Origin of the sequence: Amycolatopsis sp. 195334CR (assembly GCF_017309385.1) — a bacterium.
Taxonomy (GTDB): Bacteria; Actinomycetota; Actinomycetes; order Mycobacteriales; family Pseudonocardiaceae; genus Amycolatopsis.
Genome location: NZ_JAFJMJ010000002.1, coordinates 348205 through 375190, shown reverse-complemented (window position 1 = coordinate 375190; position 26986 = coordinate 348205). Strand labels below are relative to the sequence as shown.

Below are 26986 nucleotides of genomic sequence, written 5' to 3'. Positions count from 1 at the left end.
CTTCCTTACTACACCTGACCGGGCCCGATCACCTGGAGCGAGGCCCACAGGGCGAGAACCGAAAGCACCAGGCAGGCGGGCACGGTCAGCAACCCGAGCCGGGTGAATTCGCGGAAGTTGACCTCGGCGTCGTGGTCGTGGACCACCCGGCGCCACAGCAGCGTCGCCAGCGAACCGGCGTAGGTCAGGTTCGGGCCGATGTTCACGCCCAGCAGCACGGCCAGCACCGCGCCCGGCCCGGCGGCCACGGTCAGCGGCAACAGCACCAGCACCGCGGGCAGGTTGTTGATCAGGTTCGCCAGCACCGCGGCGACCACCGCGATGCCGAGCAGCGCGAGCAACCCGGAACCGCCGGGCACCAACCGCCGTAGGCCGTCGGCCAGTCCGTTGTCCACAACGGACCGGACCACCACGCCGAGCGCCAGCACAAAAGCCAAGAACGGCAGGGAAGCCGCGCGCACGAGCGCCCCCGCGGTCGTCCGGCGGCGCACCAGCGCGCGGACCGCCAGCACCGCCGCCCCGGCGGCGGCCGCCCACGCCGGGTCCAGTCCCAGCGCCGAGGCGACGGCGAAGCCCGCCAGCGTCAGGGCAACGGTGATCAACGCGAACCACGGCACGGCGACCGGCTCCGGCGCGCTCTCCCCGCAACCGCTCAACTCGGCGGCGAAGAACCGCCGGAACACCAGGTACTCCACGCCGATCACCACCAGCCACGGCGCCAGCATCAACGCGGCGAACCGGGTGAAGCCGAGGCCGCTGGCGGTGAACGCCAGCAGGTTGGTCAGGTTCGACACCGGCAGCAGCACCGAAGCCGAGTTCGACAGGTGCGCGCAGGCGTGCACGTGCGGTTTCGGCGGCACCCCCAGCCGTCGCGCGGTCGCGAACACCACCGGCGTGAGCAGGACGACGGTGGCGTCCAGGCTGAGCACCGCGGTGACCACCGACGCGATGCCGAACACCCCGCCCAGCAACCGTTTCGGCCGTCCGGCCGCGGCCCGCGCGAGCCACACCCCGCAGGCGTGGAAGAGCCCTTCGTCCGCGCACAACCGGGCGAGCACCAGCACCGCGGCGAGGAACCCGGTCACCGGAGCCAGCCGCACGACCTCCTCGCCCGCGTGCTCGACCGGGAGCGCGCCGACCGCGATCAGCACCACCGCGGCCGGGACCGCGACCACCGCCTCGGGCAACCCGCGCGGCCGGACGACGGCGGCCGCCAGCACCAGCGCGAGCAGCACCACGGCGAGGACTTCGGCGAACAGGTTCACCCGATCACTGTCCCCGCGGTCCCAGGCCGCCCGGCACGCAGGTGGCGCTCACGCCCCGGATGTCACGAATGTGGCTTTCGAGAGGCCGAACGTCTCGAAAGCCACATTCGTGACACGGTGGGTCAGCGGTCGTAGTAGGTGGTGGGCGGCGGCGGCTGGTTCCACTGGCGCGTCGGGGCCTGCGGGTCGGCGGCACGCTTGCGCCGGTGCAGGGTCCGCGCGTTTTCCGCCATGTTGTGCACGATCACGCCGATCACCAGCCCCAGCACCAGGTTGATCAGCGCGGTGGCCACCTTCGCGCCCAGGTCCACGGTCAGCGTCAGCGGCAGCACCACCGCGATCAGCGTCACCAGCGCCATGATCCAGCCGAAGAACTGGCCGGGCGCCGGCGTGGCCACGCTGAGCAGGTGCATCAGCCCGGTGGCCAGTATCGCCACCACGGCCGCGGTCACCGCGTAGTAGGGCGTGCTCGCGTTGCCCCAGATCCCCTCGCCCTCCGGCGCGAGCACTTCGACCTCGAACAGGCCGCGCGCGATCAGCAGGCCGACGATCGCCAGCAGCGCGGCCACCACCGCGGTGGCGATGCCGCCCGCCCACAACCGGCCCGCGTCGACCCCGGGCCGGGCGTCGCGCGCGTGCGGTGCGTTGTAGTCGGACATCGGGAGCTCCTCCGTAGTGAGTCACCGGCCACCTCCGATTCTCGCGCGATTCCGGCTTCCCCGCCGTCCGGAAGGCTGGCCCCTCACCCGACGGTGGCGAGATCTTGACGGTGGGTGGCGCTCACGCCACTGGTCGAACCGGCTCCGCTGATTAGGCTGGGCCCATGGCGAAAACAGCGGGTCCCCGCGTCGCGGTACTGGCGTACCAGGGCATGTCCGCGTTCGAGACCGGCATCGTGACCGAGGTGTTCGGGCTCGAATGGCGGGGTTTCGGGGTGCCCTGGTACCGGCTGAAGATCTGCGCGGAACGGCCGGGCCCGGTGCGCATGATCGGCGGCGCCACCCTGGAAACCCCGTACGGGCTGGACGACTTCGCCGACGCCGACACCCTCGTGGTGCCGAGCGTGGCCGACCCCGCCGCCGACCCGTCGCCCGAACTGGTCGCCGCGCTGCGGCACGCCTACCACCGGGGCACGCGGATCGTGTCGATCTGCTCCGGCGCCTTCGCACTGGCCGGGGCCGGTCTGCTGGACGGGCGCCGGGCGACCACGCACTGGCGGTACGCCGACCTGCTCGCCAGCCGGTTCCCCCAGGTCGAGGTGGACCCGAACCCGTTGTACGTGGAGGACAGCGGGGTGTTCACCAGCGCGGGCTGCGCGGCGGGCCTGGACCTGTGCCTGCACCTGGTCCGCGCCGACTTCGGAGCCGCGGTGGCGAATTCGGTGGCCAGGCACCTGGTCATCCCGCCGCACCGCGACGGCGGGCAGGCGCAGTACATCGAAGCGCCGATGCCGCCGGACCCGGGCAACGACCACGTGGCGCGCAGCATGGCCTGGGCACTGGAGCACCTGGCCGAGCCGATCACCGTGGCCCGGCTGGCCGAGATCGCCACCATGTCCGCCCGCACCTACCTGCGGCACTTCCTGCGGGCCACCGGCACCAGCCCGATCCGCTGGCTGATCACCCAGCGCGTGCAGGCCAGCCTGCCGCTGCTGGAGACCACCGACCTCCCGATCGAGCGGATCGCCACCACGGTCGGCTTCGACACCGCGGTGACCTTCCGGCACCACTTCGCCGCGGCGATGCGGATCGCGCCGTCGGCCTACCGCCGCACGTTCGGCGTCCGGGAGGGGATCAGCGCATGACGGTCGGGGTACGCCAGGCAGCGGAACGGGATCTCGGGGCGCTCGAACCGTTGTGGGTCGCGCTGACCGAACACCACCGATCGCTGATCGGCGAAACCCTGCCCGTGCGGGACAATTCCGCGTCCTGGTCAGTGCGGCACGAGCAGTACCGGACGTGGCTGCGCGAGGGCAAGGCGCTGATCCTCACCGCGCACCAAGGAGAACGGGACACCCCGACGGGCTACCTGTGCTGCCGCCTGCTGCCCTCGGGCGCCACCTTCGACTTCGGGGAACTGAGGGGTGAGGTCGATTCGCTGGTGGTCGATCCGGCGATCCGCGGTGACGGCGTCGGCACGGCGTTGCTGGAAGCCTGCCGCACCGAGCTGAAGAACCGCGGCATCGAGTACTGGTCGATCGGGGTGCTGGCGGCGAACACGGGTGCGGCGGATTTGTACGAGCGCCTGGGTTTCCGGCCGTGGATCAGCGATCTGCTCGGCCGGACCTGATGATCGCTGTCGGCGAACCCGCCTCGCTGTGAGCGAACGCGGGCTGGTTCCAGGGTTTTCGCGCTCTACCGTCGCCCCCATGACACTTGAGCTGGTTCCCGAACTGTCCGCGCCGTCGAGCGGGTTGTCCCTCAACGACTCGGTCTACGAGCAACTCCTGCGCGACCGCATCGTCTTCCTCGGCTCGGAGGTGACCGACGAGGTGGCGAACCGGATCACCGCACAGTTGCTGCTGCTGGCCGCCGACGACCCGGACCGCGACATCACCTTCTACATCAACTCGCCGGGCGGCTCGGTCACCGCGGGCATGGCCATCTACGACACCATGCGGCTGATCCAGCCGGACGTGGCCACCTGGGGCCTCGGCTTCGTCGCCTCGATGGGCCAGTTCCTGCTGTCCTCGGGCACCCCCGGCAAGCGCTTCCTGCTGCCGAACACCCGGATCCTGATGCACCAGCCGTCGGCGGGCATCGGCGGTTCCGCGGCGGACGTGGCCATCCAGGCCGAGGTGTTCGGCAAGATGAAGCGCCGGATCGCCGAGATCACCGCGAGCCAGACCGGCCAGTCCGTGGAACGGATCACCGCCGACGCCGACCGCGACCGCTGGTTCGACGCCGAGGAGGCGCTCGCCTACGGCTTCGTCGACCGGGTCGTCGGCGCCGCCGACACCGCCACCGGCTGACGGCGGCTCGCCCGCACGTGGAACACGACCACGCTGAGTGCCGCGGCCAGGAAGACCACCTGCATGGCGGTCCGCGGCACCAGCTGGTCGTCCCACGGCAGGCCGACGCCGGTGACCGCCTTGTGCACGTTCGCCGGGAACATCGCCACCAGCATCAGCGCCAGCCCACCGGCCGCCCACGGCGCCGTCCGCGCCCACAGCAGTCCCGCCGCGCCGGCCAGTTCCAGCACGCCGGTCACGGTGACCAGCAGCTCCGGCGCGGGCAGGGACGGCGGCACCATGGCCACCAGCTCCGCCCGCATGCCGACGAAGTGCGCCACCCCGGTGGCGACGAACATCGCGGCGAGCCCACCGCGCACCGCCACCGGCCACGGCCTCAGCCACCGCACACCCGCCGCGCCGAGCCCCAGTGCCACCAGTGTGACCACCACCAGAATCACGAACGGTGCCATGCCATCCCCCGATCTCGCCGAAACTTGTCAGCGACAAGATTGCGGCACGGGCCCCATCTTGTCAATGCTTAGATTGGGCTAGGCTGTCCGGCATGCCCTACCACCACGGCGATCTCCGGCGGACCATGCTCACCGCGGCGGTCGACGCGATCACCGAGTCCGGGCCCGCCGCGGTCAGCCTGCGCGAGCTGGCGCGCCGGGCCGGGGTGTCCAACGCGGCGCCGGCCCACCACTTCGGCGACAAGGCGGGCCTGCTCACCGCGCTCGCCGCCGAGGGGTACGACCTGCTGGCCGACGCGATCACCGGCGCCCGCGAAGCCGGGGGCGGGATGATCGACATGGGTGTGGCGTACGTGCGGTTCGCCATCGAGCACCGCGCGCACTTCGACGTGATGTTCCGCCCCGACTACTACCGCACCGACGACGAGGAACTCGATGCCGCGCGCACCAGGGCCGGGGACGCGCTCGCCGCCGGGGTCGCCGCCGACCCGCGCACCGGCCCCGACAACCGCCTCGCCCGGGTGGCCGCGTGGTCACTCGTGCACGGCTACGCCACGCTCGTGTTGACCGGAGCACTGGAAACGGACGACGATCCCACCGTCATGGCCCGGTCGATCGCGCGGTTCCTGTTCCCTCACACCGAGAAGTAGGACCCGAACCCGGCGTCCGCGCCCGCTTGGCGCCACCAGTCGGCCTGCTCCGCGGTCCCGATGCCGTCCACCAGCACGGTGGTCCCGGCCAGGTGCGCCAGCTCGATCAGGTTCGCCACCGACCGCGCGACCAGCAGGCTGGTGGCCTCGTGCCGCCGGTCGACCAGGCGGCGAGCCAGCCGGACCGTGCGCACCGGCAGTTCACCGAGGCAGTCGACGTCACCAGCCGCGCCGAAGTCCAGGATTTCGCTGTACACCCCGATTTCCGCGAGCACGCGGAGGTTGTCGGCGGCCTCACCGCGCTCGGCGAGCAGCGCCCGTACCGGGAAGCCGAGCCGCAGCCGCGCCGGGCTCAGCCCGGTCTCGGACAGCGCCCGCCGCACGGTGCCGACCAGATCGGGATCGGTGGCCTGCTCGGTGGTCAGGCCGACCACGAGCACGTGCCCCTGTTCGTGACGCACCTTCTCGCAGGCGGTCCGCAGCAGCCATTCCCCCAGCGGTAGCAGCAATCCGGTGCGCCCGGCCAGTTCCACGCAGGTCTGGTGGCCGAGCACGCCCTCGCGCTCGTGGTTCCACCGCAGCAACGCCTCCACCGCGGTGGTGGTGCGGTCCTCCAGCCGGACCGCCGGGCGGTAGACCACTTCCAGCTCACCGAGTTCCCAGGCGCCGGCCATGGAGGCGGCGAGGCTGAAGTCGTGCCGGTCGCGGACGTCCTGGGCCGGGTCGAACACCTGCCACTGCCGGTGCCCGTTGCGCTGGGCGCGGCGCAGCGTCATGTCGGTGGCGCGCAGCAGTTCGCTCGGGGCCAGGTCGCGCGACGGCCGGTGCGCCACGCCGAAGGTCGCCGACACCGCCACGCCGGTGTGCTCGTCGAGGTAGACCGGTTCGGCCAGTTCCTGGTTGATCCGCCGGATGGTGGTGCCGATGTCGGGGGTGCGCTCGGTGTTCTCGATCAGGATGCCGAACTCGTCGCCGCCGAGCCGCGCCACGATCGCGTTCTCCTCCTCCACAACGGCCTCCAGCGTGGCCGCGACGCTGCGGAGCAGGCGGTCGCCGCTGCCGGGGCCGAGCCCGTCGGTGATCACCGAGAACCCGTCGAGGTCGAGGTGGAACACGGTGATGCCGGTGGCCGGGTCGGCCAGCCGCAGCGCGCGTTCCAGGCGGGTGCTGAAGAACTGCCGGTTCGGCAGGCCGGTCAGCGCGTCGTGCAGCGCCTGGTGGCTCAAGCGACGTTGCAGCAGCGAGACATCCGTGTCGTCGTCGACGATCGTGACGAACTGCTCGGCTTCGCCCGCGCCGTCCCTGATCACCCCGCCGGTCAGGGTCACCCACATCGTTTCACCGGTCTCGGTGAGCAGCCTGCGGCCGATCCGCAGCCGGGCGATCTTCCCCTCGGCCAGGTCGCGGTAGCCCTCGCGCAGCCCGCCGGCGTCCTCGGGGTGGACCAGGTCGAACAGGCTGGCCCCGGCGACGTCGGCGGGCGCGCGGTTGAGCGTCTTGCCGAGCGCGGCGTTGATCCGCACCAGGGTGCCGTCCGGCTCGGTCACCGCCACCCCGCTGGCCGAGCCGACGAAGATCTCCTCGAACTGCGCCTGCGTCGTCGCCTGCCGCCGCCGGGCCTCCCGCTCGACGTCGAGCAGCGTGCGGTTGAGTTCCCGCTGCTGCTTCTGGAACATCTCGCGCTGGGCTTCGCTGTAGCCGGCGGTCAGCGCGCCGAGCGCGAGCACCACGCGGTCCGCGGGCTGGTCGCGGGCGAGCGCCTTGCCGAGCACCTCCAGCGTCCGCCGCAGGCTGTCCGGGCCGACGCAGCGCAATTCCACCAGTCACGCACCGGCCCGGCTCGCCGGCGCGGGTTCGAACGGGGTGCTGCACACCACTTCGATCAATTGGTCCACGAGTTCGCGGAGGTGCGATTCCAGTTCTTGGTGGGTGTACGGCAGATAGGCCGTCGAGCCGATCAGGTACGCCCATTTACGCGCCAAAGTCGCGCGTCGCCGAGCCGACGGCGCACCGCCGGGGGTCGAAGACGCGTCTTCGTGCGGATTCGGGACGGTCACTGCTGCCTGTCTCTTCAGCTCACCGGGGAAGTCGCAAAGATCCTTCCGGATTCTCTACCGGGACCCACCGCTCCAGGGTCATCCGATCGGGTGGTAACCCTCCGGCGCCAATCCTAGCTGGCCGGACAGCCACGATCGGGTGGCCTCCCGATAGGCGGCCGCATTCCGGTGCAGCGCCAGGGAATGCCCGGCTCCGGGCAGCACGTAGGTCGAAAGTTTCGCCTCCGGCCGGTAGTACGGCGCCTCCTGTACGTGCAGTTTTTCCGCGGTGGAACAGTCCCGGAGGGCGAGCACCCCGCAAAAAAGCACGTCTTTTTCGCCGACCGCCTGGAACACCGGCACGTCGATGCCTTTTGTGACCGGAAGCACAATGCCGAAAACCGCCACCGTTCCCATACCCGGAACGGAAACCTGGTCCTTCGTCGCCTCGTCCGCGGCGATGACGGCCGGATCCGCGTTTTCCCGGTGGTAGAACAACCACTCGCGCGATCCCGGCCTGGTGGTGAAATACAGCAGGTCACTACCGAGGAACTGCGGTTCCGCAAAAGCCGGCTGCAAGCCGAAAAGCACGCCGAGCGCGAGCACCGGCACCGCGGGCAGGTGGGTTATGCCGGACAGGACCACCGCGTCCACGTCGTGGTAGGTGGCCGCTTCCGCGGCGACCACCCCGGAGCCGACCGAATGCCCGACCAGCACCACCTTGCCGAAGGCGTGCCCGCCCACGTGCCCGGCGCGCAGGTGCCCGACCACCTCGTGCACCGCCTTCGCCGCCGCGGGCAGGAGCAGCGCCGGGCTGACCGGCTTACCGCTGCGACCGGCACCCAGCTGGTCCATCGCGAAGGTGGCGTACCCGTGCGCGGCCATGTCGCGCTGGTAGGAATTTCGCGCTGGCTCATGGGGAATGTCCCAGTACGCGCTGTTGTAGGTGCCGCCGTGCACCAGCAGCTGGACCGCGTCCGGGGTGGTGCCGGACGGCAGGCAGAACCGGCCGTGCACGGTGGTCGGCCCGTCCGGCCCGCTGACCGGGAGATCGGTGTCCGAGCAGCTGACCGCGGCGGCTGTCGCGGAGGCGGCCGAAGCCGAGCAGAGGGGGCTCCCCAGCAACGCGCAGCAGGCGAACATCGCGGCGGTCAGCTTGGTCGGCGTTCTCACGGGTTACCTCCGAGTGGAGTTCAGCGAAGAGCTACACAGCGTACACGCGGTAGCGGATCGCTCACCCTGAGGTGGCACCCGTGTCCCGGGGAACCACCCGCATGGGCAACCGATCGGGTTGCAGGGTGGCCTTGATCCTGGCGCGCACGGGCTTTCCCGGCACCGGCACCAGCCGCCAGCGCGCGCCGATGGTCACCGCGGCGACGGCGATCTCGACCGGCGCGAGCAGGTGCCCCGGGCACAGCCGGGCCCCGGCGCCGAACGGGATGAACGCGCCACGTGGCAGCTCCGCCATCCGGTCCGGTATCCACCGGTCCGGGTCGAACCGGCCGGGATCGGGGAAATAGCGGGGATCCTGGTGCAGCGTGTGCTGGCTGACCGCGACCTCGGCACCGGCCGGGATCCGCACCCCGCCGAGTTCGGTGTCCTCGCGGGCGCGGCGCATCAGGATCAGCGGCGGCGTCCGCCTGCCGATCTCGTGGATGATCCGCTGGGTGTAGCCGAGTTCGGGCAGGTCCTCGAAGCGCACCGGGCGCCCGCCGAGCACCTCGTCGACCTCGGCGTGGAACCGGCGTTCCACCTCCGGGTGCTGCCCGAGTTCGTGGAAGAACCAGGCCAGCGCCACCGCGGTGGTCTCCGCGCCGGTGGTGAGAATGGTGATCACCTCGTCGCGCACCTGCTGGTCGCTCATGCCCTCGCCGGTTTCCTCGTCGCGGGCGAGCAACAGCATCGACAGCAGGTCGCCGTGGTCGGTCCCGGCCGACCGCGCCGACACCACCGCCTCGGTGATCACCCGGCGCAGGCGTGCGGCGGCCGCGTCGAACCGCCGGTTCGCCGGGATCGGCAGTTTCTCCACCAGCTTCGGGGAAAACGCGCGGAGCAGCACGTACTTGAGCATGATCGGGATGGACCGCTGGATCTCGGTGAGCACCTCCTCGCCGAGTTCGGTGGAGAACAGCGTGCGGCCGGACGCGGTCAGCGCGAAGTCCTGCATCCGCTGGTCGAAGGCGACGACTTCCCCGGGTTGCCAGGAATTCGCGACTTCGGCGGCCAAACCGGTGATCGTCTGCTCGGTGTAGCCGGCGATGCGGTCGCGGTGGAAGGCCGGTTGCACCAGGCGGCGCTGCCGCCGGTTCAGCTCGCCGTTGGAGGTGGCCAGCCCGTCCCCGAACAGCGGGCGCATCTTGTCGAACACGATGCCCTTGTCGAACTTCGGCCCGTCGGTGACCAGCAGCTGCCAGGCCAGTTCCGGGGTGGTGACCAGGAAAACCGGCAGCGGGCCGAGGTACAGCTTCACCACGTCGCCGCGGTCGCGCACGGCGGAGAACAGGGCGAGCGGATCACGCAGCAGCGGCACGGTGTGCCCCAGCAGCGGCCACCGGCCGGGCGCGTTTTCCGGTGCTCGGGCCAACTTCGGTCCTTCCAGAGGCGAGCACGGCGTGAGGCGGCCACAGTAGGGCGCGCACGGGCGGGGCGGCCACCGCATGCACACGAACGGACGAACGACGTTGCTCCTCGCCGTGGGGCTACACTCCCGCGCCGGACGGATTCCGCACGAACAGACGGGAGTCGCGGTGATTCCGGATTTGAGCTGGGTGCCCCCCGAGGTCGACGTCAACGTGCCGAACCCGGCCAGGGTGTACGACTACTGGCTGGACGGCGACCACCACTTCCCGGCGGACCGGGAACTCGGCGAGCAGATCCTGCGGATCATGCCGGGGGTGCGCGACGCCGCCCGGCTCAACCGCGCGTTCCTGCGCCGGGCGGCCACGTTCATGGTGGAGTCCGGCGTGCGCCAGTTCCTCGACATCGGCTCGGGCATCCCGACCGTGGGCAACCTGCACGAGATCGTGCAGTCGATCGACCCCGAGTGCCGCGTGGTCTACGTCGACCGCGAGCCGGTGGCCGTGGCGCACAGCCAGTTGCTGCTCCGGGGCAACGACCGGTGCGTGGCGCTCCAGGCCGATCTGCGCGACGCCGAGGAGATCCTGACCTCGCCGAAAACCACCGCACTGCTGGATTTCGACCAGCCGGTGGGGCTGTTCATGTTGCTGCTGCTGCACTTCGTGCCGGACTCGTGGGATCCGGTGGCGCTGCTGGCCCGCTACCGAGCGCGGTTGGCGAGCGGCAGCTTCCTGGCCGTGTCGCACGTGGCCGCGGACGCCGGTTCGGCCGGGCTGGACGAGGCGATCGAGGCGTACCAGAGCACGCAGAACCAGCCGTTCCCGCGCACGCACGAGCAGGTGATGCGGTTCTTCGACGGCTTCGAGCTGGTCGAGCCGGGGCTGGTCGGCTGCGCCATGTGGAACCCGCAGGGCGTCGGCGACATGTCCGAGGACCCGGAGATCAACAACCTGCCGTACGCCGGGGTCGGCCGACTGCTTTGAAAACAGAAGCACCTCGGCGTACGGTGGTGGCATGACGCTGCTTCCCCTGCTGCGCGACCGGGACGAGGCCGGGCTGGCCGCGCTGCTGGCCGACGACGTCCGCTTCCACTCGCCCGTCGCCGACTACGCGGGCCGGGCCGACGTGGCGCACCTGTTCGGCCTGATCTCCGGAGTACTGCGGAAGATCACGCCGGACCGCGAGGTCGGTTCGTGGCCGCACGTCACCACGTTCTTCTCCAGCGGCGGGCTCCGGGGCGTGCTCGACGAGCGCTACGACTCGTCGGACCACCTCGTCGAGGCGACCCTGATGCTGCGCCCGCTTTCCCTGCTGCAGCAGAAGATCGCCGAAATGGGTGCCGCACTGCGGGCGACTCCCCTGCCGAGCGCGCGGCCGTGACCCCGAAGCCGGGCAGGCCGGTCCGCGGGTCCACCACCGGCCGGCCGATCATGGCCGCGCTGGACCTGCTCGGCCGGCGGTGGGCGCTGCGCGTGATCTGGGAACTGCACCAGGGCTCGGCCGGTTTCCGGGAACTGCAACGGCGTTGCGGCCAGATGTCGTCGAGCGTGCTGACCACCCGGCTCGCCGAACTCACCGACGCCGGCCTGGTCACCCAGACCACCGACGGCTACCACCTCACCGCGCTCGGCACCGACCTCGTCGCCGCCCTGCTCCCGCTGGAGTCCTGGTCCCGGACCTGGGCGGAAAGCTAGTGGTCACCGCCGGAAGTCTTTCGGGGTCTCGACGGCCCAGCTTCCCGGTGGACGCACCGCGCCAAGTCCCGAGTACAACTCGGTACGAGGGCCTCGGCGCGGCACGCCCACCGGAAACCTGAATCCGCCGATACCCACGAAGGTCTTCCGGCGGTGACCACTAGTCCCGGACGACGGCGAACAGCACGCCCAGCACCAGCAGGATCCCGCCGCCCCAGAAGAGCACGTCGTTGCCGAGCTTGAACATCGGCATCAGCATCTCGTCGGTGGTGACAAAACCGGCGACCAGGCTGGCCAGGCCGGAGCCGATGGCACAGCCGGCCAGGATCCGGTCCGCGTTGAACTGCTGGTGCTCGACCTCGTGCGCCATGACTTCCCCCCAGGTTTCGTGACTCTCCGCCGCCCACTCTAGCCGTCCGCGATTTGACAAATCAAACTGTCGAATAGACCATCGAGCCATGAGCGGCGGCATCAACTACCTGGACGACCCGGATCGGGTCCTCACCGCGCTGCCCCCGTTGCGGCGGCGGCTGCTCGCCCTCCTGCGCGAACCGGCGTCCGCCACCCAGCTGGCGGCCCGGCTGGAGCTGCCCCGGCAGCGCGTGAACTACCACCTGCGCGCACTGGAGGCGGCCGGCCTGGTCGAGGTCGCCGAGCTGCGGCAGCGCCGGGGCTGCGTCGAGCGGATCCTGCGGGTGAAACCGGGCGCGCTGGTGGTCGATCCGGCGGTGATGCGCGAGGGCGAGCCGGCGGTGCCGCACGACCAGTACGCCGCCGAGCACCTGGTCGAGGTGGCCGCGGCGACCGTCCGCGACGTCGCCCGCATGCAGGGGGAAGCCGCCGAGAGCGGCAAGAAGCTGCTCACCTTCACCATCGAGGCCGAGGTGCGCTTCGCGCGACCGTCGCAGGCGCAGGAGTTCACCGACGAGCTGACGCAGGCCATCGCGCAGCTCGTCGAGCGTTACGAAACCAAGCAGGGCCGCCCGTACCGGATCGTCGTGGGCGGACACCCCGCGGCGGAGCAGAAGGAGCGATGATGAGCGAGAAGGACCTGGAGATCCACGTTCCGGTCACCGTGGAAACGGCCTGGCGCGCCTTGCGGGACAAGGAATCCGTCCTGCAGTGGCACGGCTGGCAGGCCCCCGACCTGGAGAACGAGGTGAACCAGATCTTCTTCGACGAGGCCGTCGAGGACGCGGAGAACCACGTGCTGACCGCCTCCGGTGGCGACCGGTTCACCGTCACCGCGGACGGCGACGGCGCCCGCATCACCGTGACGCGGGCCCCGCTCAGCGGCAACGCCGAATGGGACGCCTACTACGAGGACATCACCGAGGGCTGGATCTCGTTCCTGCAGCAGCTCCGGTTCGCGCTCGCGTACGGGATCACCACCCCCCGCCGCACCCACTTCCTCAGCACCGACCGGAGCCGGGTCGACGAGGTGACCCGGCGGATCGGACTGTCCGAAGTGGCCGGTCTCGCGCCGGGATCCCGATACGAAGCCGAAATCGCCGGGGAGCGAGTGCACGGCCAGGTGTGGTTCCGCTCGGCCAACCAGCTCGGGCTGTCGGTCGACGAATGGGGCAACGGCCTGCTGATCTTCGGTGCCGGCATGGCCATCCTGACCACCTACGAGCTGAGCGACGCCGAGTTCGCCGCGCTCGGCGAGCGCTGGCGCGGGCTCATGCCGGAGGCCTCACCGGTTCACTGATAACCGATCGGCAGCCCGGCGTAGTTCTCCGCGAGTTCGGTGGCCGCGGCCGGTGAACTCACCGTGCGACGCAACTGGGAGAGCTGGAGCTGGGCGTCGAAGTCGTCGCCGTGGCGGTGCAGCATGGTGGTCATCCACCAGGAGAAGTGCGTGCACCGCCACACGCGGCGCAGCGCGGTGTCCGAATAGGACTCGGCGAGCCCGGTCGAGCCCTCGCGCAGCCAGGCGGTCAGCGCCCGCGCCAGCAGCGCGACGTCGGCGACCGCCAGGTTGAGGCCCTTCGCCCCGGTCGGCGGCACGATGTGCGCCGCGTCGCCGGCCAGGAAGAGCCTGCCGTGCCGCATCGGCGTGGTGACGAAACTGCGCATCGGCAGCACGCTCTTCTCGGTGATCCGGCCGGTTTCCAGCCGCCAGCCGGGCTGCCCGGCTTCGAGGCGGGTGGTCAGCGCGGTCCAGATCCGGTCGTCGCTCCAGGCGGCGATGTCCTCGTCCGGCCGCACCTGGAGGTAGAACCGGCTCACGTGCGGCGAACGCATGCTGTGCATGGCGAACCCGTCCGGGTGCCAGGAGTAGATCAGCTCGTCGGTGGACGGCGCGACCTCGGCGAGCACGCCCAGCCAGGCGAACGGGTACTCGCGCTCCCAGGTGTTCCGTAGCGGCTCCGGGATCGTGCCGCGGCTCGGCCCGTGAAACCCGTCGCACCCGGCGATCACCTCGGCTTCGAGCCGCTGCGGCCGACCCTCACTGTCCACAAAGGTCACCGACGGGCGGTCGGTGCCGACGTCGTGCAGTTCGACCTCCGACGCCTCGTAGAAGGCCTGTCCCCCGGCCTCCTCCCGCGCGCGCATCAGGTCCTTGGTGACCTCGGTCTGGCCGTACACCGAGACGCTGCGCCCGGCGAGGTCGACGAAGTCGAGGTGGTGGCGTTCGCCGGGCCATTGGAGGTAGATGCCCCGGTGCTCCATCGACTCGGCCGCCAGCCGGGTGCCGACCCCGGCCCGCTTGAGCAGGTCGACCGTCGACGCCTCCAGGATCCCGGCGCGGATGCGGGCCTGCACGTACGCCGCGCTCTGCCGCTCGACCAGTACCGAATCGATGCCGTCGAGGTGCAGCAGGTGGGCCAGCAGCAGCCCGGCCGGACCGGCCCCGATGATCGCCACCCTGGTTCGCGTCGCCATGCCGAGAAGAATGCGCAGCACCCGCCGGTGCCCACTACCGCATTCTCATTCATTGAGAGGACATCGACCGCGAGACCCCGCGAGCGGCGGCGAGCAGGGCTGGGACCTGCGCCCGCGCGTCGCGGTCGTTCGGCACGATCACCGCGAGCGCCGCGACCACCTGCTCCCCCGGCCCGCGCACCGGCACCGCGACCCCGGCGGTCTCCCGGTCGATGAAACCGCGGCAGACCACGTGCCCGTCCCGGCGGACGTCGGCCAGCAGCCGCCGCAGCCTGGCCGGCTCGGTGACCGTGGCCGGGGTGTGCTCGGTCTGCGGTTTCAGCGGCCCGGCCAGCACCTCCTCCTGCACCTCGGCCGGGGCGTGCGCGAGCAGCACCAGCCCGGACGAGGACACGTGCAGCGGCAGCCGCCCGGCCACCCGGGTGATGTTGACCACCGCCCCGGGCGCCGAAAGCCGTTCCACGAACAGCACTTCCCGCCCCTGCCGCACGCCGAGCTGGGTGTGGTGGCCGACCACCGCGTGCAGGTCCTCCATGAACGGCATCGCGGCCTCGCGCAACCCCAGGGTCGGCGAGGCGCGCGAGGCCAGTTCCCACAACCGGACGCCGACGCGCACGCGGCGGTCGTCGTCGCGTTCGAGCCAGCCGTGCCTGCTCAGCTCGTCGATCAGCCGGGACGCGGTGGCCACGTGCAGCCCGGCCCGGCGGGCGACGTCGGAGACCCGTAGTGCCGGGGTGTCCGACCCGAAGGTCTCGACGATCCGCACCACCCTGGACACCACGGACTCGCCGTGCGCGGGCTTGACCATGGTGCCCAGTCTGCCCGCTAGGGCACCTGGCCCACCTGGTCGACGATCCCCCGATCGAGCACCGCCGAGCCGGTGTGCCCGAGCAGGACGTGGCTCTCCTGGTCGAAGACGAACGTGGTGCTCGACCGGTCCCAGGTGATGCCCGTGCCGGTGCGACCGGCCGCGTCCTTCGCGTCGGGCACCGCCTTCAGCCCCGGGATCCGCGTCGCCGCTTCGAGCAGCGCCGCGCGGGAGGCCGGCCGCAGGTAGTACTCGTTCAACAGGCTGACGATGTCCTTGCCGAGCGCGTTGACGTCGCGTTCGCCGCCGCTGTGGTTCCGGCCGAGCCAGTCGAGCACCCCGTCCACGGTCTCCGGCATGTCCGCGAAGTACGCCGGAGCCGGTTCGCACTCGTCGAACTGACCGGGGACGGGCTCATTGCCCTTCTCCACGGCCCGCTTCCCGTTCCGGCAACCGGGACTGGGGATGCCCGGTTCACCCGGGTTCTGGATCAGGCCGTCGTGGGTGCCGTCGGTGGACAGCCACACCTCGCGCACACCTTCCGAGGTCTGCGTCCGGGTGTAGACGAACTGGTCCGGCCGGGGATCGGCCGCCGGTTCCTGCCGCGCCGCGGCGGCGGCCTCCCGCAGCACCACGACCGGGTCGGCGTGCGCGACCGGCGGCCCGACCTCGGCGGGGGCCAGCGCGAGCACCCCGGTGATGGCGGCGGCCAGTCCGACGGCGGTCGCCCCGGCCCAGAGCAGGCGGCGCGACCGGCGGGGCGGCGACTCGAAGGCGGCGACCAGGCGGTCACGGCCGGGGGCGAGTTCCTCCGGCGAAGGCAGGGTGGCTGGTCCGGCGAAGTCACGGACCGACTGCAGCTCATCCATGGTTGATCTCCTCGAGGGTGCGGGCGTCCGGGTCGAGTGCGCCGCGGACCTTGCGCCGGGCGCGGTTGAGCCGCGAGCGGACGGTGCCGACCGGGATGGCCAGCGCGGCGGCGACCTCCTCGTAGCTCAGCCCCTCCCACGCGATGAGCAGCAGCACGTCGCGGTCGCCGTCGGACAGGCCGGTCAGCGCGGCGGCCACCGCGGTCGCCCCGGCCTGCGCGGTCACCTTCGCCGCGACCCGGTCGGCCGGCCCGTCCACCTGGCCGGCCGGGCCCAGCGAGGCCCGCAGCCGGTACTCGCGCACCTCGTCGCGGCGGTGCTGGCCGACCACCCTGGTGGCGATGCCGTAGAGCCACGGGCGCGCGTCGGGAAAGGCCCGGTCGTACCGGTGCCGTTTGCCGAAGGCGGCGAGAAAGGTCTCGTTCAGCGCGTCGTCGGCGGCCTGGGCGCCGATGCGGCGGACCAGGTACCGCTTGATGTGCGCGGCGTGGCGGTCGTAGATCTCGGCGAACCGGGCCGGTTCGGCCCGTGAGCGCTCGATCACCACGACGTCAGCGTCTCGACTCATACCCGGTATCCGCAGAACCGGCCGATCGGGTTCACGCCGCGCAGATTAACCACGGGCGGGGCCGGGTAGCCGAGACGGATGACCGCCACCCCTCCCGACCCCGAACCCGACCCCACGCCGGGCGTCGAGCCCGGTGCCACCCCGCCCGAGTCCGGGCAGACCTCGGGGCTGTCGCACCCGCAGCCGATGCCGTCGAAGGGCGTGCCGGTGGTCGCCATCGTGCTCGCCGCGGTCGGCACCCTGCTGGTCGCCGCGCTGTTGTTCGCGCTGGCCGCGGGCTGGTTCACCGCCTGAGCCGTGCAGACCTTCCTGCCGCTGGCCTGCTTCACCGACTCCGCCCGCACGCTGGACCGGCGGCGGCTGGGCAAGCAGCGCGTCGAGGCGCTGCAGGTCCTGCGCGCGCTGACGGTGCCGGGCTACGGGTGGCGCCACCACCCGGCCGCGGCGATGTGGGCCGGTTACCCCGAGGCGCTGGTCCGGTACGGGCTCGACGTGTGCGCGGTGTGGACGGCCACCGGCTCGGCCGACACCTGCGCGCTGAAGCTGCGCACCGAATCCGGCGTGCCCGCGGTCCGCACGCAGGCGGAACTGGAGGCCGACGGCGAGGTGCCGCCGTGGCTGGGCTCGCCGGAGTTCCACCTCAGCCACCAGTCCGCGCTGGTGCGGAAGGACCCGGTGCACTACCGCCCCTGGTTCCCCGACGTGCCCGACGACCTGCCCTACGTCTGGCCGGTCTCGGACCGCCCGCGGAACTTGGTCTAGACGTTCCGGTTGTGCGCGGTCAGCTCGTGCGGTTCGGTGTCGGGCTGGTCGATGCCGAAGCTGATGATCCGCTCCGGGTGGATCCGGATGACCGAGCCGTCGAGGTGGCCGTCCGGGTCGATGCCGGTGACCGCCTCGGCGCGGCCCCGGATCTCCAGGCAGCGCACCCGCGGCGGGTCCAGCGACGGCCGGTCGTCGACCACGAAGGCGACCCGGCCGTTGGCCGCGATGTTGCGGAACTTCCGGCTCTTCGCCAGGTTGAACCCCCGCACGTCGAGCGTGCCGAGTTCGGCGTTGTAGTGGTAGCCGACCGGGCTGGCCTGCAGCGTGCCGTCCGGTTGCACGGTGGCCATCCGGCCAAGGTCGTGCTCGGTCAGGAAGGTGAGTTCCGCGGTGGTGAAGGACATGCCCCCAGTGCACAACCTGAACTTGGGTTGAAGTCAACTATCCGGCCCCGAGGCAGACGAACGGCCGTCGCATCGGGTCCACCGCGATGGCGTCGGCGAGCGCGACGGCCGGGCTCGCGCCCCCGGCCAGCGCGCGGTGGTAGTCGTCCATCGCCGCCGCCGAGGACTGGTCGCCGACCTTGCTCAGCGGCGCGATCACCGTCTGGGACCCGCTGGCCAGCAGCGCGCTGGCGAAGCCGAGCGCCTCGTCACCCGGCCGGATGCGGTTCAGCGCCAGCTCGCACGCGGCCAGCACCACCTGCCGCGGCGGGCGCGCCAGCCCGGCCATCTCGTGCGCGAACATCGCGCCGTCGGCCAGTTCCAGCCGCGAGAACAAGGCGTTCTCCGGTTCGTGCGCGCCGTGCGCGGCGATGTGCGCCAGTTTCGCGCCGTCCACCGCCGGGAGCACGGCCGTCGCGGTGGCACCGGCCCCGGCCAGCTGCTTCGACGCCCGGTAGTGCGTGGCCAGCTTGTCGATCTCGGCCCGCGCGGCGGGCAGGCCGGGCCCGCGGACCAGCACCACCTTGCGCGCGCGACCGGCTTCGGCCAGCTCCGCCGACAGCCACGCGGTGGCCGACGGCGCCACCACGGTGGGCCGGTAGTGCAGGCTCGGCAGCACGCCCCACGGCACCGCGTAGAGCCCACCGGTCGGCACGATCACCAGGTCGCGTTCCCCGGTCACCGCGAGCAGCGGCCGCACCAGCTGGGCGTCGAGCCGTTCGGCCTGCCGCCGCGCCGAGGTCATGATCACCTCGGCGAGCGGGGGCGGGGTGTGGTCGGGCGCCATCGCGTTGAGGTCCACGTTGAGCATGCGCGCGCTCTCGGCGGCCTGCTCGGCCGAGCCGAGGCGGATGATGCTGGCGCCCCCGTCGAGCACCACCACCGCGACCAGTTCGTCGGCCGAGGCGGCGAAGCTGATCAGCGCCCGGTCCCCCAGCCGCGCCGCGACTTCGTCCATTTTGGCCACCGGCCGGGGTTTGCCCCAGTTCCCGGTGTGCCAGCCCATCCGGTGCGCCTCGCGCAGCAGGTCCGCGCGGCGCGCCCTGGCCGCGGCGGTCGGGTGCCCCTCGTGCCGCGCCTGGTGGATCGACTGGGTCAGGCCGCGGATCTCGGCCACGCATTCGGCCAGCTCGGGGTCTTCGGCCTGGGCCTGGGGTTCGTAGCGGTAGGTCTGCGCGCGTGTGCGCTCCAGCCAGTCGAACAACCGCCGCGGGTCCTCGCCGCCGAGCACCAGGCGCACGGCCAGCTCGCCGAGTTCGCGGCCGTGCAGTGCGGTGCCGGAAACCAGTTCCAGCCCGCCCATCCGGTCGCGGACGCGGTCCAGTTCGGCCAGCCCGGCGCGGATCTCGCCGAGCGCGGTGCGCCGGTCGTCGCGTGCCACGGCGAGTTCGGCGCGGCACAGCCGTCGCAGCATGCGGTGGTCGATCGGGGTGAGTTGCCCCGGCCGCGGGATCTCGGCCAGCAGCGTGCTCGCGCGCCGCAGGTTGCCGCGCCGGGTTTCCAGCCGGACGGTGAGCATCTTGGCCACGGTGGCCTGCTCGGCGAGCCTCGGCGCGGCCATGGCCCGCGCGTGGCGCAGCGCGCGGGCGGGCAGCCCGGCCGGGATCTCCCCGGCGCGCAAGGCATCCGCGGTGTCGGCACGCAGACCGATGATGGTCGCGTTGGCCACGCAGGTCTGGCAGCCCCACCGGCGCATGCGCCGCCGCGCCGACTCCGCCAGCCCGCGCGCGAGGTCGAGGTCGCCGGACATCAACGCCGCTTCCGCCCGGAACAGTTCGGCGTCACCCAGCTCGCGGGTGTTGCTCTGCTCCTGCCGCAACCGCGGGAGGATCTCGTCGAGGTGCATGCCCGCCTCGTCGGACAACCCGGCCGCCAGCAACGCCTCGACCCGCTCGCGCCGGAGCTGGGTCGGCACCTCCGCGCCCAGCGCGCCGTAGGTGCGCTCGCTTTCGTCGAAGCAGCGCAGCGCGGCGGGCACGTTGCCGATCCGGCGCTCCAGCGCGCCCAGGTGGCGGCGGATCTCGGCGACGGTCACCCGGAGCTCGTACTTCTCGGCCAGCTTGATCCCGCGGGTGAGGTCCTCGCGAGCCCGCTTCACGCGGCCGAGCCGGGTATAGGCCAGCCCGCGGGTGGCCAGCGTGTTCAGCAGCGACTCGACCACCTGCGCGGGCACCGGTTCGGGCGTGGCGGCGAGTTGTTCCTCGCGGTAAGCCAGCGCCGCGTCGAAGCAGGCGATGCTGTCCTCGTTGCGCCCGCCGCCCATCAGCAGCAGCCCGCGGTTGTGGTTGACCGGCGCGGTCAGCTCCGCGCGCACGGCCGGATCCTCGAACCGCTCGATCGCGGTGCGCACGTCGTCGAGCCGGACCAGACCCTTGGCGAGGCCGACCACCTCCGCCTCGGAGAAGGCGAGCGTGGTGAGCAGCCGGATGCGGACGCGCAGCCAGTCGTCCTGGTGCTCGGGCGCCACCGGGTGAATCGTGTCGAGCAGCCGGATCCCTCTGCGCAGCAGGCGGGTGGCTTCGTGCTGGCGCTGGACGCACGCGGCGTCCACCCCGCTCTGGTGGAGTTCCCGGACCCGGCGAAGCACTTCGGTCGGGCGCTGCTCGATTACCGGCACCCTTCTATGACAACACAGAACGTAGCCACAAAGTCAGCCCGCCCAGCCGGATGGCGGCGGGCGGGCTGAAGATCACTCGGTGATCAGCTCGAAGCGGTCAGCTCACGGGTTCGGCGGTGGCGACTGCGGGCACCCGCCGCCGCACTCGATGCCGAGCTCGTGGTTGTGGCCCTCGTGCTGGTCTTCGGGCTTCTCGACCGGCTGTTCCTTGCGATCGGTCTCGGTGGTGGTCATCGCGATCTCCTCCCCTGATGATCTGTACTGCACCAACCGGGCGACGCAGATAGGCCGGAATTACAGGACCGGTAGCTCTGTGTCCCCCATTCGCCGGTTCCCTCAAACCGCGAACGGCCTAATGATGGCACAACGGACGAATGATCGGGAAAATTTTCAACACACTGTCACCACCGACCGGGCTCACCTGCACCGATACCGCCACCCGGACTACCGCTGAGTGGCAAACGGAGCCCGCCGGTGTTCAGCCCTCAAGCAATCGAACAGCGATCAACCGGTCCGCCGAATCGGCGGCTTCGGCCGCCTCGCGGGCCGTGTCCGCGACGGTGACGAGCTGCCCCAGACGGTCGTGATTGGTCACTGGCGGATGCACCATTTCCCCCGATACCACCACAAATCGGGCACGCACCAGGCCGGGCACCGCCACCGCGGGCAGCGGCTCGGCCACCCGGCCGGACCGCGCGGCGACCGGGAACCGGATCGCCGCCCCGAAACCGAGGTCCGCGGGCGGTTCGTGCGCCACGCCGATGGCGTCCAGCAACGACTCCCGCATCAGGTTCCGGCCGGTGGCCAGGTGCAGCAGCTCGAAGATCTGGTCACCGGCCATCCGCCGGTTGATCTCGACCACCGCGGGCCCGTCGGCGGTGAGCACGAACTCGACGTGCGTGGGGCCGTCGCGATGCCCGATCGCGGTCACCGCGCGCACGGCTTCGGTGGCGACCGCTTCGGCCTCCGCCGCGCCGATCCGGGCGGGGAGCACGTGTCGCAGTTCGACGAAGTTCGGCGGCCCGGTGGTCAGTTTGTCCGTCACCGCAAGCACTTCGTGCCTGCCGCCGACCGAGCGCAGTTCCACGCTCAGCTCCTGACCGGTGACCAGTTCCTCGGCCAGCACGGCCACGCCGGTCGCCGCCGCGTGCCGCCAGGCTCGTCCGATCTCCGCCGCGTCCCGTACCGAATGGACACCCTCTTTCCCGGCTCCCACCACGGGTTTCACGATCAGCGGGTACCCGGTTTCCGCGGCGAAGGCGGCCAGTTCCCTTTCGTCACGGCAAATCCGGTACGCGACCGGGCGTGGCGCCCCCTCGGCGATCAAGGCGCGGACGTCGGCCTTGTCCTGCGCCACGGTGTGCGCCGGACCGGGCGTCGACGGCACGCCCAGCGCCGTCGCGACGGCCGCCAGCGCGGGCAGCGAGTAGTGCCGCAGTCCGACCACCACGTCGACCGGATCGTTGGCGTGCAGGCGTTCCATCGCGGCGACCGTGCCGGGCACGTCCCGGTAGTCGAGCGGCAGGTACCGGTGGACCCAGGCGGCCTCCCGTCCCGGTTCCGGCGACGGCAACTGCACCAGGGTGACCCTGGCGGGCAGCCCGGCGAGGTTGTTCGCCAGCTCCGGCCAGGCACCGAGAACGAGCAGGTGTAACGCCTTCACCGGGTTTCGATCCGGATCGTGCGCGTCAGCCGGCGCTGCACCTCGTCCAGTCCGGACACCGTGTCCGCGGTGAACAACGCGCAGCCGTGCGACTTCGACACGTGCGGTGGCACGTCCACCACATCACCCGGCTCGACGTAGACCTCGTACTCGCTTACCGCCGGATCGGGAAGTCCTTTCACCGCAACGACTTCACCAGCTTTCTCGGCGAAGAAGGTGTACGTTCCCACCGGCCGGGCCGCCTCCGCGCGCACCTGGGGCGACCGCCCCAGCGCGAGATCCGCCGCCGCGGCGATCAGGTCGACGCCGGTGCTCAGCAACACCGACCGGTAGACACCACCGCCGCCGACCCGGGCGGCCGTCTCCAGGATCTTCGGCTCCCCGCCGTCGATCCGCAGTTCGGTGTGCGTGCCGCCGAGGGTGATGCCGAGCGCGTCGTGCGCGGCGGCGGTCACCTCGGCGATCCGGTCAAGCACCGGGGAGGACAACCGGCTCGGCGTGGTGTAGCTCAGTTCCTCGAAGTACGGCCCGTTCATCGGCAGTGGTTTGTCGTGCACCGCCACCACTTCGGTCCGTCCACCGTCCACAAGCGACTCGACGCTGACCTCGGCGCCGGGCAGGAACCCTTCCAGCAGCAGGCCTTCGCCGTGTCGTTCGAGCGCGACCTCGCGCAGGGCGTCGTCGGCGAAGCCGTCCCAGGCGCCCCGGCGCGTGGCTTCGAACCGCTCCGCGAGCTGCCCGGGGTCGTCCACCCGCACCACGTACTTGCTGCCACCGCCCAGAATCGGCTTCAGCACCAGCGGATACCCGATCCGATCGGCCGCGGCGAGTGCTTCGGCGACCGTCCGGGCCACACCGAATCCGGGCTGTGCCAGACCGGCCTCGGCGAATGCCTGCCGCATCGCGTGCTTGTCCCTGGCCAGGTACGCCGTTTCCGGGCTGACGAACGGCAACCCGAGTTCGGCGGCGACCGCCGCGGCCAGCGGCACCGCGTGCTCGACGAACGCGAGCACCCCGTGCACCGGCTCGCGTTCCGCCAGCGCTCGCGCCGCCGCCACGGTGGCGGCCAGGTCGGTGGTGTCCGCGTCGACCACCCGATCGGCGAACTCCGCCTCCCACGAGGGCTCGCGCATCAGCAGGAGCAGGCGCGGGCAGTGCGCCCGCAACCGGGCGAAGTGGCGTCGGCGGGCGACGTTCGCCACGTGGACCACGAGCAGGCTCACGAGCGCCGACGCCTGAGCGCGGTGAGCCACGGCAACCAGCGCTCGTCCGGCCCGCGCCCCGGATTCCAGCCGGAATGCGTGCACACGTACCCGACGGCCAGGCCGGTCTCGCGATCGGCGAAGGCCAGCCGCCCACCGGCACCGGCGTGACCGAACGAGGTCGGGCCGAGCAGGGGCGACGCACTGCGCTCCAGTTCGAAGCCGAGGGAAAACCGTTGCGGGTGCGGCATGACCACCGGCGTCGGCAGTCCGTCGGTCTGCGGAACGCACGCGCGGTCGAGGGTTTCCGGCTTCAGGAGTCCATTGAGGACGGCCGAGTACAGCTTGGCCAGCGAGCGCGCGTCACCGATTCCGTTGGCCGACGGGATTTCCGCGGCTCGGCCCGCGCGCGTCGTCAGCAGTTCGGCCAGTGGTGTCCGGTTCGGGCCGATCGGCGCGACCCGGTGTTCCTGCTCGGCGGGCAGCCCGATCCACAGGTCGAGCCCCAGCGGGCGGGCCAGTTCCTCGTCGAAGAACCGGCCGGCGTTGGTGCCGGTGACCCGCCGGATCACCTCGCCGACCAGGAAGCCGAACGTGGTCGAGTGGTAGGCGAACGCGGTACCCGGCGACCATTCCGGGGGTTGCCCGGCGAGCGCTCCGGTGCACCGGTCCCAGTCGAGCAGGTCGGCGCCGTCGAGCTCGAAGGCGGGCAGCCCGGCGCGGTGGGACAGCAGGTACGCGACCGGCATGGCGGTGCCGAACTCGGGCCAGTACCGGGTCACCGGCGCGTCGAGGTCCAGCTCACCGCGTTCGGCGAGCAGGTGGGCGCAGATCGCCAGCACCCCCTTCGTGCACGACATGGTGACCGCGATCCGGTCGGCCGCGCCGGTCGTCCAGAGATCGGCGACCGACTCGCCGTGCTGGTGGACGGCCAGTTGCGCGCCGCCGCCGTGGTCCAGGTCGAACGCCTCGCGGACGTCCTCGAAACCCGGCGCGACCGTGCCCTCGATCATCGCAGCGCCGGCATCCCGGCCGCGAGCGCGAACAGGGCGCGTTCGATCGTCGGCACGAACGGCGGGCACATCGCCTTCAGCGCCGGGTCCAGCTCGTACACCTCGAGCAGGGTCGACGGCGGGTTCGCCGCGGGGTACAGCGCGGCGGCGAAGATCGTGCCCGCGGCCGCGATCTCGAAGCCCTCGGCGGCGGTCAGGCCGATGGGCCTGCGTGCGATCGCGTCACCCAGTTCGCCGAGCACCAGCTTCACCTGCCGCTTGAACGCGCCTGCCGCCTCGACCGACACGTTGTGCTCCAGGCTGGTCGCGGAGTGGCCGAGCAGGTCGCAGAACAGCGGCCGCGCCTCCAGCGTCTCGGCGATCGCGGTGGAGAGCTTGTCGGCGGCGTCCACCTCGGGCAGCCTGGCCTTGAGCGCCTCACCCCACTCGGTCCAGCACTCGGCGGCCAGCTCCAGGTAGATCTCCTCGCGCGTGCCGAAGTAGCGGACCACATTGGACTTGGCCAGGCAGACGGCGGCGGCCACGTTGCCGAGGCTGACCGAGCGCACGCCGGACTTCAGCGCGAGCTCGCGCGCGGCGGCGAGGATCGCCTCGCGCCGCTGCCGCTTCTGCTCCGGCCTCCTGGCCCGGACGAATCCCTGTCCCATCTCGCGCAACAGCATACGACCCAGCTTAAAAGAACGCCGTCCTCTTGTTAAGAGACCACCGTTCCGTTAACCTGGCCCCACCGGACTGAAGAGGAGGACCAGTGACCGAGCTGCGCTTGCGGGTCAACGGGGCCACCACGGCGCTCAGCCTTCCGCCGCAGGTCAGCCTGCTGGACGCGTTGCGTGAGCACCTGGGGCTGACCGGCACGAAGAAGGGCTGCGACCAGGGCGCCTGCGGGGCCTGCACGGTGCTCGCGGACGGGGTGCGGATCAACTCGTGCCTGGCGCTGGCCGTGCAGTACGAGGACGCCGAGATCACCACCGTGGAGGGGCTGGACGACCCGCTGCAGGCGGCGTTCGTCCGCCACGACGGCCTGCAGTGCGGGTACTGCACCCCGGGTCAGCTGTGCTCGGCGCTCGGCATGCTCGGTGAGCACCGGTCGGGCATGCCGAGCGCGGTGACCGAGGACGTCGGCGCGCCGCGGACCGAGCTGACCGACGCCGAGATCCGCGAGCGGATGAGCGGCAACCTGTGCCGGTGCGGTGCGTACAACGGCATCGTCGACGCGATCCGCGAGGTGGCCACGCCATGAGGTCCTTCACCTACCACCGCGCCACGGACGTGCCCGGGGCGCTGCGGGCCATCACCGCCGAACCGAACGCGAAGTTCCTCGGCGGCGGCACGAACCTGGTCGACCTGATGCGCGCCACCGTCGAGCGACCGGACGCGATCGTGGACATCAGCCGGTTGCCGCTGACCGAAGTGGAGGAACTGCCCGACGGCGGCCTTCGCATCGGGGCGCTCGTGCGCAACAGCGCGCTGGCCGCGCACCCGTTGGTCCGCACGCGCTACCCGGTGCTCACGCAGGCCGTGCTGGCCGGGGCGTCGGCCCAGCTGCGCAACATGGCGACGGTCGGCGGGAACCTGCTGCAGCGCACCCGGTGTCCGTACTTCTACGATCCGGCGTCGGCGTGCAACAAGCGCGAACCGGGCGCCGGCTGCGACGCGCTGGGCGGGTTCAACCGGGGCCACGCCATCCTCGGCACCGGCGAGGCGTGCATCGCCACGCACCCGTCGGACCTGTGCGTCGCCCTCGCCGCCCTGGACGCGACGATCGAGGTGGAGAGCCTGCGGGGGATCCGCCGCCTCCCGATCACCGAGTTCCACCGGCTACCGGGCGATACCCCTTCTGTTGAAACGGAACTGGCCGCGGACGAGCTGATCACCGCCGTCGAACTGCCGCCGCTGCCGTTCGCCGTGAACTCGCGGTACCGCAAGGTGCGTGACCGCGCCTCGTATGCGTTCGCCCTGGTTTCGGTCGCCGCCGCACTGGAGGTCCAGGACCAGACGATCACCTCCGTGCGCCTGGCCCTCGGCGGCGTGGCTGGAAAGCCCTGGCGCGCCCACGAAGCCGAACGCTCCCTACTCGGCTCGCCCGCCACCGACCCCTCCTTCACCACCGCCGCCGACGCCGAACTCACCACCGCGATCGGCCGGGACCACAACACCTTCAAGATCGACCTGGCGCGCCGGACCATCGTCGCCACCCTGCGCCAGCTCACCACCACCCTCACCCCTTAGTTCCCCTCCCACACCGCCCTGGCCGCAGGGAACCCATCCATCCTGGCCGCCATCGCCCACAGCATCCCGGAACCGCCTCCGCGCCTCCGCTCACCCCACGAAGCCACAACACCCACCCAACGGGCCACCACCCCTCATCCAACGGGGTCACCACCGCGCCCTCGCCCACGCGCCACCACCACAGCTCCGCGCCAACCGACCACCCCACCGGCAGCCGCCCAACACGGCCGACACCCCACCCCGGTGCCCTAAACCCCACCGCAAATCGCACCCCA

At 71.6% G+C, this 26986-nt stretch carries 32 protein-coding genes; 13 read left to right on the top strand and 19 right to left on the bottom strand.

What is annotated here, in order from left to right:
- Positions 1-8 precede the first annotated feature (8 nt).
- Entirely contained in the window at positions 9-1265 is a 1257-nt protein-coding gene (locus tag JYK18_RS24535) for an SLC13 family permease (protein WP_307796039.1), read from the bottom strand.
- Positions 1266-1387: 122 nt separating this feature from the next.
- Positions 1388-1924: a DUF6069 family protein gene (locus JYK18_RS24530; RefSeq protein ID WP_206805217.1), complete on the bottom strand. Its 537-nt coding sequence runs from the start codon at positions 1922-1924 to the stop codon at positions 1388-1390.
- A 164-nt stretch (positions 1925-2088) separates the two neighbouring features.
- On the opposite strand from JYK18_RS24530, the gene JYK18_RS24525 reads away from it, so the two are divergent.
- The 3 genes from JYK18_RS24525 (at position 2089) to JYK18_RS24515 (ending at position 4236) form a co-directional block, all read left to right on the top strand.
- Positions 2089-3069: a helix-turn-helix domain-containing protein gene (locus tag JYK18_RS24525; protein WP_206805215.1), complete on the top strand. Its 981-nt coding sequence runs from the start codon at positions 2089-2091 to the stop codon at positions 3067-3069.
- Entirely contained in the window at positions 3066-3554 is a 489-nt protein-coding gene (locus JYK18_RS24520) for a GNAT family N-acetyltransferase (protein WP_206805213.1), read from the top strand. Before JYK18_RS24525 ends, JYK18_RS24520 begins: the two co-directional genes overlap by 4 nt.
- Positions 3555-3633: 79 nt before the next feature.
- Positions 3634-4236 carry a ClpP family protease gene (locus tag JYK18_RS24515; RefSeq protein ID WP_206805211.1) on the top strand — a complete coding sequence of 201 codons (603 nt, stop codon included), beginning with the start codon at positions 3634-3636 and terminating at the stop codon, positions 4234-4236.
- On the opposite strand, the gene JYK18_RS24510 is transcribed toward JYK18_RS24515, so the two are convergent.
- Entirely contained in the window at positions 4185-4688 is a 504-nt protein-coding gene (locus JYK18_RS24510; RefSeq protein WP_206805209.1) for a DoxX family membrane protein, read from the bottom strand. The genes JYK18_RS24515 and JYK18_RS24510 overlap by 52 nt on opposite strands.
- Before the next feature lie 92 nt (positions 4689-4780).
- Between JYK18_RS24510 and JYK18_RS24505 the strand changes: the two genes are divergently transcribed.
- Positions 4781-5338, top strand: a complete 558-nt coding sequence (locus JYK18_RS24505; RefSeq protein ID WP_206805192.1) for a TetR/AcrR family transcriptional regulator — start codon at positions 4781-4783, stop codon at positions 5336-5338.
- Here the strand turns inward: JYK18_RS24505 and JYK18_RS24500 are convergent.
- From JYK18_RS24500 to JYK18_RS24490, 4 genes are all read right to left on the bottom strand, one after another.
- Positions 5323-7158, bottom strand: coding sequence for an EAL domain-containing protein (locus JYK18_RS24500; protein WP_307796038.1), 1836 nt, complete (start codon positions 7156-7158; stop codon positions 5323-5325). The two genes, JYK18_RS24505 and JYK18_RS24500, sit on opposite strands and share 16 nt — an antisense overlap.
- A 3-nt stretch (positions 7159-7161) precedes the next feature.
- On the bottom strand, positions 7162-7395 hold the full coding sequence (locus tag JYK18_RS46865; protein WP_242582044.1) for a hypothetical protein: 234 nt from the start codon (positions 7393-7395) through the stop codon (positions 7162-7164).
- A 78-nt stretch (positions 7396-7473) separates the two neighbouring features.
- Positions 7474-8547 carry an alpha/beta fold hydrolase gene (locus JYK18_RS24495; protein ID WP_307796037.1) on the bottom strand — a complete coding sequence of 358 codons (1074 nt, stop codon included), beginning with the start codon at positions 8545-8547 and terminating at the stop codon, positions 7474-7476.
- A gap of 61 nt (positions 8548-8608) precedes the next feature.
- Positions 8609-9958 carry a cytochrome P450 gene (locus tag JYK18_RS24490; protein ID WP_242582041.1) on the bottom strand — a complete coding sequence of 450 codons (1350 nt, stop codon included), beginning with the start codon at positions 9956-9958 and terminating at the stop codon, positions 8609-8611.
- 163 nt (positions 9959-10121) lie between these two features.
- Between JYK18_RS24490 and JYK18_RS24485 the strand changes: the two genes are divergently transcribed.
- The 3 genes from JYK18_RS24485 to JYK18_RS24475 are packed head-to-tail and all read left to right on the top strand — an operon-like array spanning position 10122 to position 11645.
- Positions 10122-10934 (top strand): SAM-dependent methyltransferase, encoded by an 813-nt coding sequence (locus tag JYK18_RS24485; RefSeq protein WP_206805179.1) that lies wholly within the window; start codon positions 10122-10124, stop codon positions 10932-10934.
- A gap of 31 nt (positions 10935-10965) precedes the next feature.
- Entirely contained in the window at positions 10966-11331 is a 366-nt protein-coding gene (locus JYK18_RS24480; protein ID WP_206805170.1) for a nuclear transport factor 2 family protein, read from the top strand.
- Positions 11328-11645, top strand: coding sequence for a helix-turn-helix domain-containing protein (locus tag JYK18_RS24475; protein WP_307796036.1), 318 nt, complete (start codon positions 11328-11330; stop codon positions 11643-11645). The genes JYK18_RS24480 and JYK18_RS24475 overlap by 4 nt, the downstream gene beginning before the upstream one ends.
- A gap of 160 nt (positions 11646-11805) precedes the next feature.
- Here JYK18_RS24475 and JYK18_RS24470 read toward each other — a convergent pair whose 3' ends face one another.
- Positions 11806-12015, bottom strand: coding sequence for a hypothetical protein (locus JYK18_RS24470; RefSeq protein ID WP_153034366.1), 210 nt, complete (start codon positions 12013-12015; stop codon positions 11806-11808).
- Between the two features lie 88 nt (positions 12016-12103).
- On the opposite strand from JYK18_RS24470, the gene JYK18_RS24465 reads away from it, so the two are divergent.
- Positions 12104-12682: a helix-turn-helix domain-containing protein gene (locus JYK18_RS24465; RefSeq protein WP_206805163.1), complete on the top strand. Its 579-nt coding sequence runs from the start codon at positions 12104-12106 to the stop codon at positions 12680-12682.
- Positions 12682-13356 (top strand): SRPBCC domain-containing protein, encoded by a 675-nt coding sequence (locus JYK18_RS24460; RefSeq protein WP_206805155.1) that lies wholly within the window; start codon positions 12682-12684, stop codon positions 13354-13356. Before JYK18_RS24465 ends, JYK18_RS24460 begins: the two co-directional genes overlap by 1 nt.
- Here JYK18_RS24460 and JYK18_RS24455 read toward each other — a convergent pair.
- Genes JYK18_RS24455 through JYK18_RS24440 form a run of 4 tightly spaced genes read right to left on the bottom strand, consistent with a single transcriptional unit; the run spans position 13350 to position 16779 of the window.
- A complete protein-coding gene (locus tag JYK18_RS24455) occupies positions 13350-14534 on the bottom strand; it encodes a 4-hydroxybenzoate 3-monooxygenase (protein WP_206805147.1) in 1185 nt (394 codons plus the stop codon). The two genes, JYK18_RS24460 and JYK18_RS24455, sit on opposite strands and share 7 nt — an antisense overlap.
- A gap of 49 nt (positions 14535-14583) precedes the next feature.
- Positions 14584-15342 carry an IclR family transcriptional regulator gene (locus JYK18_RS24450; RefSeq protein WP_206805138.1) on the bottom strand — a complete coding sequence of 253 codons (759 nt, stop codon included), beginning with the start codon at positions 15340-15342 and terminating at the stop codon, positions 14584-14586.
- Positions 15343-15359: 17 nt separating this feature from the next.
- Positions 15360-16211 carry a CU044_5270 family protein gene (locus tag JYK18_RS24445; RefSeq protein WP_206805136.1) on the bottom strand — a complete coding sequence of 284 codons (852 nt, stop codon included), beginning with the start codon at positions 16209-16211 and terminating at the stop codon, positions 15360-15362.
- Entirely contained in the window at positions 16204-16779 is a 576-nt protein-coding gene (locus JYK18_RS24440; RefSeq protein ID WP_206805134.1) for an RNA polymerase sigma factor, read from the bottom strand. The genes JYK18_RS24445 and JYK18_RS24440 overlap by 8 nt, the downstream gene beginning before the upstream one ends.
- A 78-nt stretch (positions 16780-16857) precedes the next feature.
- Between JYK18_RS24440 and JYK18_RS24435 the strand changes: the two genes are divergently transcribed.
- Both JYK18_RS24435 and JYK18_RS24430 read left to right on the top strand, forming a co-directional pair.
- Positions 16858-17073 (top strand): DUF6480 family protein, encoded by a 216-nt coding sequence (locus JYK18_RS24435; protein ID WP_206805132.1) that lies wholly within the window; start codon positions 16858-16860, stop codon positions 17071-17073.
- A 3-nt stretch (positions 17074-17076) separates the two neighbouring features.
- Complete coding sequence (locus JYK18_RS24430; protein ID WP_206805130.1) at positions 17077-17541, top strand: MSMEG_6728 family protein; 465 nt, start codon at positions 17077-17079, stop codon at positions 17539-17541.
- On the opposite strand, the gene JYK18_RS24425 is transcribed toward JYK18_RS24430, so the two are convergent.
- The 7 genes from JYK18_RS24425 to JYK18_RS24400 all read right to left on the bottom strand — a co-directional run bounded on the left by JYK18_RS24425 (position 17538) and on the right by JYK18_RS24400 (position 25144).
- Positions 17538-17948, bottom strand: a complete 411-nt coding sequence (locus JYK18_RS24425; RefSeq protein ID WP_206805128.1) for a PPOX class F420-dependent oxidoreductase — start codon at positions 17946-17948, stop codon at positions 17538-17540. The genes JYK18_RS24430 and JYK18_RS24425 overlap by 4 nt on opposite strands.
- Before the next feature lie 37 nt (positions 17949-17985).
- The gene (locus JYK18_RS24420; RefSeq protein ID WP_206805120.1) at positions 17986-20604 is read right to left on the bottom strand and encodes a CHAT domain-containing protein; all 2619 of its coding nucleotides are present in this window, start codon (positions 20602-20604) and stop codon (positions 17986-17988) included.
- A 102-nt stretch (positions 20605-20706) separates the two neighbouring features.
- On the bottom strand, positions 20707-20838 hold the full coding sequence (locus JYK18_RS47595) for a hypothetical protein (RefSeq protein ID WP_277992297.1): 132 nt from the start codon (positions 20836-20838) through the stop codon (positions 20707-20709).
- A gap of 244 nt (positions 20839-21082) precedes the next feature.
- On the bottom strand, positions 21083-22267 hold the full coding sequence (locus tag JYK18_RS24415; protein ID WP_206805118.1) for an ATP-grasp domain-containing protein: 1185 nt from the start codon (positions 22265-22267) through the stop codon (positions 21083-21085).
- Entirely contained in the window at positions 22264-23520 is a 1257-nt protein-coding gene (locus JYK18_RS24410) for an ATP-grasp domain-containing protein (RefSeq protein WP_307796035.1), read from the bottom strand. Before JYK18_RS24410 ends, JYK18_RS24415 begins: the two co-directional genes overlap by 4 nt.
- Positions 23487-24482, bottom strand: a complete 996-nt coding sequence (locus JYK18_RS24405; RefSeq protein ID WP_206805116.1) for a serine hydrolase — start codon at positions 24480-24482, stop codon at positions 23487-23489. Before JYK18_RS24405 ends, JYK18_RS24410 begins: the two co-directional genes overlap by 34 nt.
- Positions 24479-25144, bottom strand: a complete 666-nt coding sequence (locus JYK18_RS24400) for a TetR/AcrR family transcriptional regulator (RefSeq protein WP_242582038.1) — start codon at positions 25142-25144, stop codon at positions 24479-24481. Before JYK18_RS24400 ends, JYK18_RS24405 begins: the two co-directional genes overlap by 4 nt.
- Positions 25145-25230: 86 nt before the next feature.
- Here JYK18_RS24400 and JYK18_RS24395 point away from each other — a divergent pair, with 86 nt between their 5' ends.
- Entirely contained in the window at positions 25231-25722 is a 492-nt protein-coding gene (locus tag JYK18_RS24395) for a 2Fe-2S iron-sulfur cluster-binding protein (protein WP_206805114.1), read from the top strand.
- Entirely contained in the window at positions 25719-26711 is a 993-nt protein-coding gene (locus tag JYK18_RS24390; protein WP_206805112.1) for a xanthine dehydrogenase family protein subunit M, read from the top strand. The genes JYK18_RS24395 and JYK18_RS24390 overlap by 4 nt, the downstream gene beginning before the upstream one ends.
- The last annotated feature ends 275 nt before the right edge of the window (positions 26712-26986 follow it).

Coding starts and splice junctions, on each gene's coding strand:
- JYK18_RS24530 (WP_206805217.1), bottom strand. CDS start 1,924: ATGTCCGACTACAACGCACCGCACGCGCGCGACGCCCGGCCCGGGGTC.
- JYK18_RS24525 (WP_206805215.1), top strand. CDS start 2,089: ATGGCGAAAACAGCGGGTCCCCGCGTCGCGGTACTGGCGTACCAGGGC.
- JYK18_RS24520 (WP_206805213.1), top strand. CDS start 3,066: ATGACGGTCGGGGTACGCCAGGCAGCGGAACGGGATCTCGGGGCGCTC.
- JYK18_RS24515 (WP_206805211.1), top strand. CDS start 3,634: ATGACACTTGAGCTGGTTCCCGAACTGTCCGCGCCGTCGAGCGGGTTG.
- JYK18_RS24510 (WP_206805209.1), bottom strand. CDS start 4,688: ATGGCACCGTTCGTGATTCTGGTGGTGGTCACACTGGTGGCACTGGGG.
- JYK18_RS24505 (WP_206805192.1), top strand. CDS start 4,781: ATGCCCTACCACCACGGCGATCTCCGGCGGACCATGCTCACCGCGGCG.
- JYK18_RS24480 (WP_206805170.1), top strand. CDS start 10,966: ATGACGCTGCTTCCCCTGCTGCGCGACCGGGACGAGGCCGGGCTGGCC.
- JYK18_RS24470 (WP_153034366.1), bottom strand. CDS start 12,015: ATGGCGCACGAGGTCGAGCACCAGCAGTTCAACGCGGACCGGATCCTG.
- JYK18_RS24465 (WP_206805163.1), top strand. CDS start 12,104: ATGAGCGGCGGCATCAACTACCTGGACGACCCGGATCGGGTCCTCACC.
- JYK18_RS24460 (WP_206805155.1), top strand. CDS start 12,682: ATGAGCGAGAAGGACCTGGAGATCCACGTTCCGGTCACCGTGGAAACG.
- JYK18_RS24455 (WP_206805147.1), bottom strand. CDS start 14,534: ATGGCGACGCGAACCAGGGTGGCGATCATCGGGGCCGGTCCGGCCGGG.
- JYK18_RS24450 (WP_206805138.1), bottom strand. CDS start 15,342: ATGGTCAAGCCCGCGCACGGCGAGTCCGTGGTGTCCAGGGTGGTGCGG.
- JYK18_RS24445 (WP_206805136.1), bottom strand. CDS start 16,211: ATGGATGAGCTGCAGTCGGTCCGTGACTTCGCCGGACCAGCCACCCTG.
- JYK18_RS24440 (WP_206805134.1), bottom strand. CDS start 16,779: ATGAGTCGAGACGCTGACGTCGTGGTGATCGAGCGCTCACGGGCCGAA.
- JYK18_RS24435 (WP_206805132.1), top strand. CDS start 16,858: ATGACCGCCACCCCTCCCGACCCCGAACCCGACCCCACGCCGGGCGTC.
- JYK18_RS24425 (WP_206805128.1), bottom strand. CDS start 17,948: ATGTCCTTCACCACCGCGGAACTCACCTTCCTGACCGAGCACGACCTT.
- JYK18_RS47595 (WP_277992297.1), bottom strand. CDS start 20,838: ATGACCACCACCGAGACCGATCGCAAGGAACAGCCGGTCGAGAAGCCC.
- JYK18_RS24405 (WP_206805116.1), bottom strand. CDS start 24,482: ATGATCGAGGGCACGGTCGCGCCGGGTTTCGAGGACGTCCGCGAGGCG.
- JYK18_RS24400 (WP_242582038.1), bottom strand. CDS start 25,144: ATGCTGTTGCGCGAGATGGGACAGGGATTCGTCCGGGCCAGGAGGCCG.
- JYK18_RS24390 (WP_206805112.1), top strand. CDS start 25,719: ATGAGGTCCTTCACCTACCACCGCGCCACGGACGTGCCCGGGGCGCTG.